Annotated in this window: 10 protein-coding genes; 7 read left to right on the forward strand and 3 right to left on the reverse strand. The window is 44.5% G+C overall.

Features of this window, described 5'->3' with window-relative positions:
- Positions 1 to 2 precede the first annotated feature (2 nt).
- Both C0638_RS19785 and mobB read left to right on the forward strand, forming a co-directional pair.
- Positions 3 to 1,280 carry a molybdopterin molybdotransferase MoeA gene (locus C0638_RS19785; RefSeq protein WP_058711194.1) on the forward strand — a complete coding sequence of 426 codons (1,278 nt, stop codon included), beginning with the start codon at positions 3 to 5 and terminating at the stop codon, positions 1,278 to 1,280.
- Positions 1,277 to 1,828 carry a molybdopterin-guanine dinucleotide biosynthesis protein B gene (mobB, locus tag C0638_RS19790; RefSeq protein WP_025674559.1) on the forward strand — a complete coding sequence of 184 codons (552 nt, stop codon included), beginning with the start codon at positions 1,277 to 1,279 and terminating at the stop codon, positions 1,826 to 1,828. The genes C0638_RS19785 and mobB overlap by 4 nt, the downstream gene beginning before the upstream one ends.
- 8 nt (positions 1,829 to 1,836) lie before the next feature.
- Here the strand turns inward: mobB and xerS are convergent, their stop codons facing one another.
- The gene (gene xerS / locus C0638_RS19795) at positions 1,837 to 2,937 is read right to left on the reverse strand and encodes a tyrosine recombinase XerS (RefSeq protein ID WP_040103621.1); all 1,101 of its coding nucleotides are present in this window, start codon (positions 2,935 to 2,937) and stop codon (positions 1,837 to 1,839) included.
- A 109-nt stretch (positions 2,938 to 3,046) separates the two neighbouring features.
- Between xerS and C0638_RS19800 the strand changes: the two genes are divergently transcribed.
- From C0638_RS19800 to C0638_RS19810, 3 genes are all read left to right on the forward strand, one after another.
- Complete coding sequence (locus C0638_RS19800; protein ID WP_025674556.1) at positions 3,047 to 3,556, forward strand: GNAT family N-acetyltransferase; 510 nt, start codon at positions 3,047 to 3,049, stop codon at positions 3,554 to 3,556.
- Positions 3,557 to 3,784: 228 nt separating this feature from the next.
- The gene (locus tag C0638_RS19805) at positions 3,785 to 4,957 is read left to right on the forward strand and encodes a M20 metallopeptidase family protein (protein ID WP_025674555.1); all 1,173 of its coding nucleotides are present in this window, start codon (positions 3,785 to 3,787) and stop codon (positions 4,955 to 4,957) included.
- A gap of 464 nt (positions 4,958 to 5,421) precedes the next feature.
- Entirely contained in the window at positions 5,422 to 8,493 is a 3,072-nt protein-coding gene (locus tag C0638_RS19810) for a X2-like carbohydrate binding domain-containing protein (protein ID WP_102163714.1), read from the forward strand.
- A 339-nt stretch (positions 8,494 to 8,832) separates the two neighbouring features.
- Here C0638_RS19810 and C0638_RS19815 read toward each other — a convergent pair whose 3' ends face one another.
- Positions 8,833 to 9,750, reverse strand: coding sequence for an AEC family transporter (locus C0638_RS19815; protein WP_013371415.1), 918 nt, complete (start codon positions 9,748 to 9,750; stop codon positions 8,833 to 8,835).
- A gap of 240 nt (positions 9,751 to 9,990) precedes the next feature.
- Here C0638_RS19815 and C0638_RS19820 point away from each other — a divergent pair, with 240 nt between their 5' ends.
- On the forward strand, positions 9,991 to 10,902 hold the full coding sequence (locus C0638_RS19820; RefSeq protein ID WP_102163716.1) for a copper amine oxidase N-terminal domain-containing protein: 912 nt from the start codon (positions 9,991 to 9,993) through the stop codon (positions 10,900 to 10,902).
- 155 nt (positions 10,903 to 11,057) lie between these two features.
- On the forward strand, positions 11,058 to 11,846 hold the full coding sequence (locus C0638_RS19825; RefSeq protein WP_040103625.1) for an SDR family oxidoreductase: 789 nt from the start codon (positions 11,058 to 11,060) through the stop codon (positions 11,844 to 11,846).
- Positions 11,847 to 11,936: 90 nt separating this feature from the next.
- Here C0638_RS19825 and C0638_RS19830 read toward each other — a convergent pair whose 3' ends face one another.
- The gene (locus C0638_RS19830) at positions 11,937 to 12,665 is read right to left on the reverse strand and encodes a DsbA family oxidoreductase (protein ID WP_013371412.1); all 729 of its coding nucleotides are present in this window, start codon (positions 12,663 to 12,665) and stop codon (positions 11,937 to 11,939) included.
- Positions 12,666 to 12,858 lie beyond the last annotated feature (193 nt).

Consider the following 12,858-nt stretch of genomic DNA (forward strand, 5'->3'; position numbering starts at 1 on the left):
ACATGAATCAGACGCCATTAAATACAGAAAAATTCCAACGTAAAGCAGTTAAGGTGGAAGAGGCACAAAGCAGGATAGCTAGTTATGTTCAACAGAGCGAAAGGGAGGACGTAGGGCTTGAGCAAGCACATGGTCGCTATCTGGCGATGGATTTGACTGCGCCACATCCGTATCCCCGCTTTCGTCGCTCTGGTATGGACGGCTATGCGATCCTTGCCTCGGACACTGAAGTCTGTTCGACTGGTCAGGAAATCTGGCTACATGTGATTGATGAAATTCCTTGTGGCACCGTATCGGACAAGCGGGTGGAGACGGGAATGGCAGCCCGCATCATGACAGGAGCACAATTACCTGAAGGAGCGGACACGGTGGTTATGCTGGAGGCGACACAGCTGCGTGAGGAAAATGGACAGACATATGTTGGCTTGAAGAAGCGTATGGAAGTTGGCAAAAATGTGACACAAATTGGTCATGAGATTAAGGAAGGTCAGCTTTTGCTCAGTAAGGGAACTTGTGTGGGAGCAGGGCACATCTCGGTACTGGCTACTTTTGGTGTACATCGGGTGCCCGTTTACAGGAAGCCAAGGGTGGCCGTCTTTTCCACAGGGTCAGAATTGCTCGCAGTGGATGAGCCGTTACAACCGGGGAAAATTCGAAACAGTAATACATATATGCTGGCTTCTCAAATTAGAGAGGCAGGAGGAGAGCCGTTCATTCTGCAAGCCATTCATGATGATTTGAACCTTGCTCGGGCTTCTGTCAGAGAAGCAATAGCTACCTATGATATCGTGGTTACGAGTGGTGGAGTGTCGGTGGGTGATTTTGATATTATGGGTGACCTCGTGCGACAGGAAGATGTGAATATGCTGTTCAACAAGGTTACGATGCGTCCAGGTAGTGTAACCACAGCCGCAGTGATAGACGGCAAGCTGTTATTTGCGCTCTCAGGCAATCCCGGCGCATGCTTTGTAGGCTGTGAGCTGTTTGTACGTCCAACTATTCAAATGATGTTATCTTCGGCACATCCGTATTTGCAAACCTGGACAGCGAAGCTAGGAGCAGATTATACGAAGGTAAACAACTATACCCGCTTTGTACGCAGTTCTCTGGAGATACGTGGTGGACAAGTATATGCGATTCCTGCGCGAGTAGATGAATCCAGTGCCATGGTCACGATTAAGGACAGCGATTGTCTGATCGTAGTTCCTCCCATAACAGAAGGCTTGCGCGAAGGTGAAGAGGTGCATGTATTGGTGCTTCAAGGCGGACAGGTGACGTGAAAACAAAACATCCATTTGTATGTCAAATCGTCGGATTCAAAAATACAGGAAAAACCACCTTCCTCGGAGGTTTAATTCGATATGTGCAGCAGTCAGGACTACGTGTAGCAGTGATCAAGCATGATGGCCATGAATTTGAGATGGATCATGAGGGAACAGATACGTACAAGCACCGACAGGCAGGCGCCGAAGGCGTAGCGATTGTTTCGGCAGGAAGAACAGCGATTTTAGAGGAACAAAGTCGGCCTGTGACCGGACTCATCCGGCATTTTCAGGCGTATGACTGTGTGTTGCTGGAAGGCTTCAAGCAGGAAAAATATCCGAAGCTGGTCATGGTGCGAGAACAATCGGATGCCCGACTTGTTCAGGAGCTGACAAATGTACAGGGAGTAGTAGTTTGGGAGTGCCATATGGATTGGGCTCAGGATTACTACTCAGATGAACAAACGGTGCAGATATATCCTGCCGATGCCAGCGACCCGGCAGGCCGCTGGTTACTCGAACAAATTCAGAGGCACAGAGCAGGATTCCAGACAGAGCAGGGGTGAGAGGGCCATTAATCGGCTGGGTCAGTCTGAGTCTCTAGCCGCCGTTCGATCGCCTGAGACATCGTTTTGTCAGTCAGGTGGGCATAGACTTCCGTTGTTTCAGTCGAAGCGTGACCCAGCTGTTCCTTGGTTTTGTAAATATCATTTTGTAAATAATAGTCAGTAGCAAAGGAATGACGAAGCTTGTGAACGGTCAAATAGGGCTTGCCGAACCGCTTGGCATATTTGATGATCATAGCTTGAATCGCTCTTTTAGTCATCCGTTTGCCCTCCGTACTGCCGTTGGGACGTGCGACAAAAAGAGCTTTTTCTTTTTTTGGAGCGCGATAACGGGTATGTCTTAAGGACAAATAAAGTGCGAGATCATCTTTGGACTGCTCGCGGAAATATACTGGCGTTTTAAAAGTTTCATCGTTATTTCCTTTCCGGTACACATACAGTAATTTATTGTTTATATCGAGATCATCCAGATTCAAGTTGACGATTTCGGATACACGTAGCCCCGAGTTCAGAATAAGACTTGCGATACAGGCATCCCGCTCCTTGTTTAATTCATAGGAGTATAGGGCTTGCTTGTTATCAGCCAAATCTTGTCCGTAGCCTTCATAAATATAGCCGATAAATTCAAGCAGCTCTTCCTCTTCCAGTATTTTTCCTTTGAGCTTGGCGGCTGTATCCTTGGGTTTATGTACGCGCTTAATTTCGACTTTGGCCATAATATTGCGCTTGAGCAACGGATAAAAGTTTTCATCCTCAGCGATTTGACTCAAGTAATGAAAGAGTGAACGCAGGGACGACAACTTACGTGAAATGGTGATGCGGGAATTGGAGCCTTCGCGTTTGGTAGATAGGAACAAGCGAAAGCCTGTAATGCTATCCATATGAAGTGTCTCTAATTCTTCCAGTGTAACTTGGGCATTCGCTTCTCCGGCAGACAAGCCTTCCGAGCGAAGCCATGAAAAAAAAGCTTCGTAATCCCGTACATATTCCAGCAAAGTAGAGGGAGATAGGTCGGGAAGCTTGTAATCCATAAATTGCTGTACGTACCATGGCAGATCCGGCATCTTTTCATCCAGTTTGCGCCGGTCGATGATCTTTTGTATATTCATAGGGTCCACCTCGTCCGGTCATAATACATGTATTTTAGCATATTTTGAACAGCACTGGATGGGAGTAATCAAAGTAAAGAACAAGCTGACCGCCAAGAGAGGTGAAAGTATGGGATATAATATCAAATCAGAATTGAAGCTGTCCATAAAGAGTGTACCAGAGTCGCAGAAGGACATTATTGTCCAACTCATGCAATTTTACTTATACGATTTTACAGCCTATCTGCGAATTGATGTCACTGAGAAGGGAACATTCCCGGCTTATCCAGACTTGTATCAATACTGGACGAGCGGCGAACAGAAGCTACCTTTTCTGATTTGGAGACAGGATATTCCTGTGGGCTTTGCACTCGTTGACCGAATGTCTAGCAATCGAGAAGCTGACTATTACATGGCTGAGTTCTTTGTACTTCGTCCTTATCGGTACAATGGTGTGGGTACATGGGCGGCTCATGAGCTGTTTGGACGTTTTAACGGGCGGTGGAAGGTGACGCAGATGAGCACGAATAGACCAGCCCAATCCTTTTGGCGCAAGGTAATTGGAAGCTATACGAATGGTGAGTATAGGGAGCAGACACATCCAGTGCGAGGAAATATAAGTCAGTTTTTCAATACATGAAAAATTCATAATAGAAAATCATCAGAAAAGAGCCGAGGAGAATATTCTGTCGGCTTTTTTTGTTGTTAATTACAGTCTTCTATCCATAGATCGTTCCAATTAGAAGCTGCATTGACACTATATAAACACAGGTATAAAGCTATTTGCTAATTCATATATAACTTATTGGAATCATCTATGGTAAGATAAGGATGTAAGTATATAAATTCAATAGGAAAAGAGGGTAATATGCTGGAGAAATGGGTTCAGGAACTAAAAGATGGTGAACAAGAACTGATTGCATGGAGAAGACATCTGCATCAGCATCCAGAGCTTTCTTTTGAAGAAACGAATACATCTGCATTTATCGCCGATCAATTACGCTCTTTTGGTATTGAAGTAAGAATGAATGTCGGTGGAAATGGTGTGCTCGGTTTTTTAGAAGGTGGCCAGCCAGGTAGAACGATTGCATTTCGTGCTGATTTTGATGCACTTCCTATTCAGGATGAAAAGGATGCGCCTTATAAATCGACCGTTCCTGGTGTTATGCATGCTTGTGGACATGATGGTCATACGGCTGCGCTGCTAGGAGTCGCACGAGTGTTAAGCCATCACCGTCAGACACTGAAGGGAAAGCTTGTGTTTATTTTTCAACATGCCGAAGAAAAACCGCCTGGCGGAGCCAAATTCATGATCGAGGATGGTTGTCTGGATGGGGTGGAAGCAGTATATGGTATCCACCTTTCCTCGGAGATCCCGCTGGGCAAAATTGGTTTAAAGAGTGGTCCGGCAATGGCTGCAGTCGATGCTTTCACAATTCAGATCAACGGCAAAGGTGGACATGGCGCCAGGCCACATCAGACAGTGGATTCCATTGTCATCGGCAGTCAGATTGTGAACGGATTGCAGCAGGTGGTGAGTCGCAGAGTGGACCCTATTGAATCAGCGGTGTTAACGATTGGGGTATTTCAAGCGGGTACTGCCTTTAATGTGATTGCAGATAAAGCCAAAATCGAAGGGACCGTACGTACGTTTAATAAGGATGTACGCAAGGAAGTCGAGAACGAAATTCGTAGTATCGTAAAAGGTCTGACGGAGGCTTATCATGCGGGATACGAAATTGATTATTTGAATGGCTATCCTGCACTGGTGAATGCCGAGGCCGAAACAGAACGGGTACGTGAGCTAGTCAGCAGGCTGTATGGGGCAGATGCTTTTATGGACTTGAAACCGGTCATGGGAGCAGAGGATTTTGCCTATTATCTAGAGCAACGACCTGGAGCTTTTATTCATGTGGGTGCACGTAATGAGGATGAACGAACGCATTTTGCTCATCACCATCCTCACTTTGATTTTGATGAGCGCGCATTGCTCATCTCAGGACATATTTTTCTAGCGTTGGCGCTTGAATATTTGCAATAATTATATTTTTTAATGGTTAGCCGTAGCATTAACGGAAGCTCGAACCGCGCATAGCGCGGTTTTTTGCTATAAATCAAAGTATTTTGGCATCTAGGTAGAATAAAAAACAAGAAAATAATTCATTATATGAAAAATTCATTATAGTAAATTATAAGAGGTATCAACGGTAAGGGAAAGCTTACTCTTATATTACAAGTAGTCAACCAAGAGATCCTATGACATTATCTTGATTTTTCACACAAGGAAATGAGAGAAAGATGACGAATCTATTGAGCAAACATCTATGTAAGCGCTATCAATTAGATGTTGCCTTTCTATTGGATACTGGAGGTGAGCTTGAAAGAATGCTCGTTTGATTGATGAATGGAATAATAACGATAGGAATGAATCCGCAATTGTCTGATTACTTTTAGCTCAAAATGGCTTGCCAATTCAAATGATTACAGAGAAGGAGGTTGAATTCATTGACTAAGACAAAAAGCAGGTTGAGAATTGCATGTTTGGCGCTTGTAGTAGCGGGTGCTTCCTGGACAGGCATGATAGCACCCACTCATGCTGCTCCAAGTGACGAATATACTTGGAAAAGTGTCGTTACAGGTGGTGGAGGTGGTTTTGTACCTGGTATTATTTTTAATGAAACGGAAAAAGATCTGATCTATGCCCGCACAGATATTGGAGGAGCTTACCGCTGGAATCCTGCCAATGAAAGCTGGATTCCGCTGACCGATTCTGTGGGCTGGGAAGATTGGAACAAAAATGGTGTCGACGCATTAGCCACAGATCCTGTGGATCCGAATCGTGTATATATAGCTACAGGTACGTATACTAATTCCTGGGATAAACATAACGGGCAAATTATGCGCTCCACCGACAAGGGTAATACGTGGCAGACTACGAAGCTTCCCTTTAAGGTAGGAGGCAATATGCCGGGACGCTCGATGGGTGAACGTCTGACAATTGACCCGAATAAAAACAATATATTATTCTTCGGAGCTCGAAGTGGTAATGGACTGTGGAAAAGCTCCGACTTCGGGGCAACCTGGAGTAAGGTGAGCAGTTTCCCGAATCCGGGGACGTATGTACAGGACCCTTCAAATGAATACACCAGTGATATTGTCGGTTTAGCCTGGATCACCTTTGACAAAAAAACGGGCTCTTCCAGCAAAGCAACACAGACCATCTATGTGGGTGTCGCAGACAAAAAGCAAAGTCTCTACCGCAGTACAGATGGCGGGACAACCTGGTCTGCTGTAGCAGGACAGCCTACAGGTTATTTGCCACATCACGGTGTTTTATCACCAGATGGCAACCTGTATATTTCTTACAGCGATGGAGCTGGGCCATATGACGGAACAAAGGGTGAACTGTGGAAATTGAATACAGCCAGCGGACAGTGGACTAACATTAGCCCCGTTGCCAGCAGCAGCGCGGACAATCATTTTGGGTATGGTGGACTGACGGTGGATGCCCAGAAGCCTGGTACCCTTATGGTTGCAACGTTGAATGCCTGGTGGCCAGATGAAACGATTTACCGCAGTACTGATAGTGGAGCAACCTGGAGCCCTATTTGGGAATTCGTCGGTTACCCGTCTCGTAAGCTCAAATACAATCTGGATATATCCGGTGCGCCTTGGCTGACTTTCAATGCCAACCCTGCTCCGCCAGAAGTATCGCCCAAGCTAGGGTGGATGATTGGAGATCTTGAGATAGATCCACTTAACTCAGATCATATACTGTATGGCACAGGGGCTACGATATATGGCTCTAAAAATCTGACCAATTGGGACAAGGGAGATAAGCTGGACATCTCGGTAGCCGCTAAAGGGATAGAGGAAACGGCGATTTTGGATCTGGTGAGCCCTCCTACTGGAGCTCCTCTAGTGAGTGCAGTGGGTGATGTTTCCGGATTCAGACATGATGATCTGTTCAAGGCTCCCGCTAAAATGCTGGATAATCCAACCTTTACAAGCAGCGAAAGCATTGATTATGCCGAGCTGAACCCTTCTTTTATGGCTCGGGTGGGTAAAGCAGACTATAAAAAAGATCCAAATGCCAAATCCATCGGATTTTCCAATGATGGCGGAGCAAACTGGTACAAAGCAAATAGCGAGCCTTCTGGTACAGCAGGAGGAGGCAGCATCGCTGTTGCGGCAAATGGTAATGGATTGCTGTGGAGTACATCGGACAAAGGTGTATTTTATTCCAAAACCGGAGGAAACTCATGGACAGCAAGCACGGGAATACCAGCCAATGCAAAGATCGCCTCTGACCGAGTAAATTCTAACAAATACTACGCGTTTGCTGCTGGAAAAATATATGTAAGTGTTGATGGAGGCGCATCCTTCACAGCATCCACAGTTACTGGTTTGCCAAGTGTAGGGAATGCAGATATTGGTGCTGTACGAGGAGCGGAAGGGGATGTGTGGTTTGCTGGAGGATCCGAGGACGGAGGGCCATACGGCTTATGGCATTCCAAGGATTCAGGTGTTACATTCACCAAGCTTGATCATGTACAGGAGGCGGATTTTGTAGGCTTTGGCAAAGCAGCACCCAATCGCACCAATGCAGCAGTGTTTATCGTTGGTAAAATTGACGGTACACGTGGATTCTATCGCTCGGATGATACTGGCGCAAACTGGGTACGCATTAATGATGACAAGCATCAATATGCTCGTGTGACCACCATTATTGGGGATCCTCGGGTTTACGGACGTGCTTATCTGGGAACGAATGGTCGCGGCATTCTGGTGGCAGATCGTGTAGGGGGGGATCAGCCTTCGACCGGGCAAGCAAGTATTACACCGACAGCTGCAACCTATGGAGTGGCTAACGGCAATAGCGATATTACTGTAAAGCTTACACTTAACGGTAATACACTAGATGCGATCAAGCAAGGAAGCGTGACACTGAGCAAAGGTGAAGATTATACGGTTAGTGGAGAAACAGTCATTCTTACCAACAAGTATTTATCTAAACTTCCCAAAGGAGAGACAACGCTTAACTTCCATTTTAGTACAGGCAATGATGCGTTGTTCACGATTACGGTAAAAGGGGATACGCCAAGTGAGCCGGGAACAGGCGAGGGCGCTCTGAAGGTGCAATCTTTCAATGGGAATATATCTGCAACAAGTAATACGATCAGCTCCAAGTTTAAAATAACTAATACAGGAAGCTCACCCGTTTCCCTAGCAGACGTGACATTGCGTTATTATTACACCATTAACGGTGAGAAATCGCAGAACTTCTTTACAGATTGGTCAAGCATCGGTACAGAGAATGTGATTGCTAACTTCAAAGCGTTAACCAATGCAAAGCCAAGTGCAGATTCTTATGCGGAAATTGGTTTTAAGTCGGCAGCGGGTTCTTTAGAGCCTGGTCAGAGTGTTGAGCTACAAACCCGGATATCCAAAGCGGATTGGAGCAATTATACACAGACTGATGATTATTCCTTTAACCCCACAGCAAACAGCTTACAAGATTCTACTAAAATAACCGCTTACCTGTCTGGGATCAAGCAATGGGGAATTGAGCCCTAAATCTTCATAAAAATACTCTAAAGTCAGCCACTCTAATGAGCGAGCTGGCTTTATTTTTTGAGGAATTAGTTCTCCTCATTCTTATCTAAAAATAAAAGAAGTTCAAGTTAAAAACAGCAATCAGCAGAGGTTTGAATTCAAACACATAACTATTTCACTATATGAAAAATTCATAATAGAAAAAGATCCTTCTCGCATACCATCTACATAACACAACACACCACTTCAAACAGAAAAAAAGATAAGAACAAGAACGTATGTTCTTTTTTTGTTGAAAAAGAAACGCTCCTGTCCTCAGACAAAAAGCGTCATAAATCAAGTTTATATTTATCATACACCTCAAGTAAGATGACGGGATATTGAAATTAACAGGGTCATCGTAATGACATTCACAATCGTAGAAAGTAATACTGTCTGTGCTGCAAAATCAGGTTCATTTTTATATTCTTCCGCCAAAATACTTGTATTAACGCCGGTAGGCATACCTGACGCAATGAGCAATGCTTGAGCGGGAATCCCCTTAAGACCTAGGAAGAACACGAGCATAAAACCAACTATTGGACCTGCAATCAGGCGTAATACCATACTGATATACACGGCTGTCCGGCGCAAATGAAAAGGGTACTGCACAATTTGTGCTCCCAAAGTAAGTAGAGCCACTGCGACCATCGAATGGCTAATATAGTTTAGAGGCTCAGCCAGCAAATTAGGCAATGGACTGTGCAGTAGATTCAGGAGCAAGCCCAGCACAAGCGCGTAGGGCACAGGCATTTTCAAAAAATTAATTAAAATTTTTCGTGTATTGGCCTTACCATTTTGTACAACAAAAGTACCGTATGTAAATGTAACAAAGCTTTGAAAAGTCATAATCAGAGCTTGGACGGAAATAGCCAACGGATCACCTTTAAACACCAACTGATTAATTGGTAGACCATAATTTCCTGAATTATCAAGCATTACACTATTTGTAAAAGCTCCACGCATGCCGGGGCTGTATTTCAGAGATCTGGCAACGGTAGTGCTGATTACGTACAAAATAGCTATGTACAAGGCATAAAAAAGTGAGACTTCACCCATGAGGATTAAAGAAATTTCAGAGTTATAAAGACCGGTAAACACAACTGCAGGGGTGATATAGTAAAAATTAATTTTAGCTAAGGTATACAAATCCAGTCGGAAATAATATTGCATGATACAGCCAAAACCGATAAGGACAAAAATAGGTAAAACAACGTCTAAAAGAATGGTGCCGAACATGTCTGTCTCCTCTTCTTTCTATTATGCGAATGGAAAGGTTAATCTTTAAAATGCATTTGCATTTTCCATTATACTGTGGAAACAGATTCGCGCATAATAAAATTTATTATATTGGATTAGCCATCAGCCCCTAAAAATGCAACACTAGAAAAAAAGAGCTTCATATTTAGCTTATAGTAGCCGTTAATATATGTAGGTTACATTTAAACCTGGTCTTTTACTATAAGGAGGAATCGCATCATGAGAAACACATGGACAGCATTATTAGCGTGTATACTGGTCTTGGGACTGGCAGCGGGAACCGCCGAAGCCAAGCAGGGGCGCGGAAATGGTCAGGAGAACAAACAGGAAGCAAAGGCGTCTGATAAAGACCGGAATGAAAAGAGCAGCAAAAAAGATAAACACGACGAAATCAAAAAGAATACCCCTGTTGCAGTAACGGATGATACATACGGGGAGTCCAAAGACCAAAAAGGTCGCAAGGGACACAACGGGTACAATGGTCTGCTTCAAGCGGTAGAAAATACAAAAGATAAGCCGGCAGGAGCGGTTATTGCGAATCTGTTGCTTACAAAATACCCGGAACGTTTGACCCCGGAGCAGGTAACTGAACTTGAATTGATCCGAAATTCTGACACAGCACTAACTAAGGCTGCAGAGCTACTAGCTGAAAACGGAAATGTAACAGATGCCGTTTACATGCAGGAAGAGGCAGTATTGGCTGATGTGTCCAATCTGGAAAGCTACAAAAAGCTGGATTTATTCTCGAGGAAGACTGGACGGTCATCAGGTATGAAGCTGTTCGTGAATGGTGAAAAATACGATGCCGAACCGATTAACCGCAATGGCACCACACTTGTTCCGTTTAGAACAGCTTCCGAAGCTCTGAATGCCAAGGTTTCCTGGGATCCGAAAGAAAAGGCTGTTACTGTCACGCGTAACGGTGTGTCCGTCAAATTATTCGTGAATAGCGCCAAAGCCTACATTAACGGCCAGCCATATTCTATCGAGCAGCCAGCATCCATAGTGGATGGAACAACAATGGTACCTGTAAGGGTAATCGGAGAGGCTTTGGGAGCAAATGTTAAATGGGTGCCTGAGAGCCAGTCTGTTGTTGTATATGAGCAGGCAACAACATCTGAAGCATTATAACGTGCTGTCAACAAAAATGGTGTATACAGAAAGGGCGCCTGGCTGAATGTCAGGTCCCTTTTTGTTTTGCTATTTTGTACCGAGCTATTCGCATTATGTTCTGGTCATGTGTACAATTAAATAGAGAAGTCTCAGAAAAGGGAGTGTCATCATAAATGGATTTAGGATTAACGGGAAAAGCAGCCTTTGTTGCAGGTTCCAGTAAAGGACTTGGCAAAGCAAGTGCACGCGAATTGGCACGTGAAGGTGCAAATGTAGTTATTTCGGGACGAAATGAAGCAGAGCTTCAGCGGACGCAAGCCGAATTACGGGAAACAGCGAGTGGTCGCGTTGAATATGTAGTTTGTGATGTAACCAAACCTGAACATATCTCCCAGGCCATCCGCCGTACAGTTGATTGGTTTGGCACCGTCGATATTTTGGTTAACAATGCGGGTGGCCCTCCTGCGGGCACCTTTGATGATTTTACAGATGAAGTATGGATGCAGGCCTTTGAGCAAAATTTACTTAGTCATATCCGGTTGATCCGTGAGGTGTTACCCTATATGAAAAAACAACAAAGCGGTAGAATTTTAAACATCGCCTCCTCATCAGTTAAGCAACCGATTCCGGGCCTGATTATTTCTAACACACTACGTACTGGGGTCGCCGGATTGGCGAAAACTTTGTCTATGGAATTAGCCCCTTACAATATTCTGGTACATACTGTAGCACCAGGGAGAATTGCAACCGATCGCGTACGCAGCTTGGACGAGCATCGAGCTGAAAAATCTCACCAAACGACGGATCAAGTTCGCAAACAAGCAGAAGAGGGCATTCCGTTGGGACGGTATGGAGAGCCAGAAGAGTTCGGTAAAGTCGTTGCTTTTCTGGCATCATCGGCTTCATCCTATTTGACTGGCAGCACCATTCTTGTGGACGGCGGAATGATTAAATCATTATAAAAAAATAAAGAAGCGTGCCGCATCAGCTGTAATTGGTGCTGGTACGCTTTTTCATAAGTTATTTAGAGAGAGGTTTAATTTATTGACTGATCAGCTCTCACGGCTTGGAAGCTCGCAACCGTCATCGGTACATACACCAGCTGCATCTTGTTTGGACGAGCTGCCGCTAATCATAGTAAAAGGTGAACGTTCATCCCATGCTTTTTGAAGCGCATCGTGAAATACCTCTTCCGGCTGAGCACCAGAAACAGCAAATTTTCGATCAAATACAAAGAATGGCACACCCTGAACGCCTAACTTAGCGCCTTCAGCTTCATCAGCTCTAACTTCGTTGGTAAAGCGGTCACTGGCTAAAATAGCAGCGGCTTCGTTATGATCCAAACCCACCTCGGCTGCCAACGCTGCCAGCACTTCATGTTCCCCGGTATGCTTGCCTTCCATGAAGACAGCCTGAAATAAACGCTCGCTCAATTCCAACATTTTGCCTTGTGTGTGAGCCCAATGCGTTAGGCGGTGAGCATCGAGAGAGTTTGTCGGCACCATGGCATGAATATTGTAGTCCAGACCCGCAGAACGAGCATTTTCGGTCATGCGATCATTCATGGCATGAGCCTCTTGCAGACTGACACCATATTTTGCTGATAGTTCTTCATTAATCGTTTTACCACTATCTTTCACAGCATTAGGGTTCAATTCAAAACTCTTAAATGTCAATTGAACCTCATCATGGTGTGGGAACTGCTGTAAAACTTGCTCCAAACGGCGTTTGCCGATATAACAGAACGGACACATATAATCAGACCAAACTTCGATATTCATCAGGAAATGCCTCCATGTATACATATTTTATTGAGCAACTGGGAGTGAATCTGCCTACTTTAGTGTAAGTAAAAAAGGTGAAACTTCATCAGTTACAAAATGAATTATACGGCTAATGCTTTCGACGTGCAAATAATTAATGCTTGTCAAAAAATAAATGCTATGATATTTTATATGTGTAACCGGTTACACA

The sequence above is a fragment of the Paenibacillus sp. lzh-N1 genome (assembly GCF_002872435.1).
GTDB lineage: Bacteria > Bacillota > Bacilli > Paenibacillales > Paenibacillaceae > Paenibacillus > Paenibacillus polymyxa_C.

What these genes read in the sequence shown, in the direction of transcription:
- C0638_RS19785 (WP_058711194.1), top strand. Translation starts at nt 3, where the DNA reads ATGAATCAGACGCCATTAAATACAGAAAAATTCCAACGTAAAGCAGTT.
- xerS (WP_040103621.1), bottom strand. Translation starts at nt 2,937, where the DNA reads ATGAATATACAAAAGATCATCGACCGGCGCAAACTGGATGAAAAGATG.
- C0638_RS19800 (WP_025674556.1), top strand. Translation starts at nt 3,047, where the DNA reads ATGGGATATAATATCAAATCAGAATTGAAGCTGTCCATAAAGAGTGTA.
- C0638_RS19805 (WP_025674555.1), top strand. Translation starts at nt 3,785, where the DNA reads ATGCTGGAGAAATGGGTTCAGGAACTAAAAGATGGTGAACAAGAACTG.
- C0638_RS19815 (WP_013371415.1), bottom strand. Translation starts at nt 9,750, where the DNA reads ATGTTCGGCACCATTCTTTTAGACGTTGTTTTACCTATTTTTGTCCTT.
- C0638_RS19820 (WP_102163716.1), top strand. Translation starts at nt 9,991, where the DNA reads ATGAGAAACACATGGACAGCATTATTAGCGTGTATACTGGTCTTGGGA.
- C0638_RS19825 (WP_040103625.1), top strand. Translation starts at nt 11,058, where the DNA reads ATGGATTTAGGATTAACGGGAAAAGCAGCCTTTGTTGCAGGTTCCAGT.
- C0638_RS19830 (WP_013371412.1), bottom strand. Translation starts at nt 12,665, where the DNA reads ATGAATATCGAAGTTTGGTCTGATTATATGTGTCCGTTCTGTTATATC.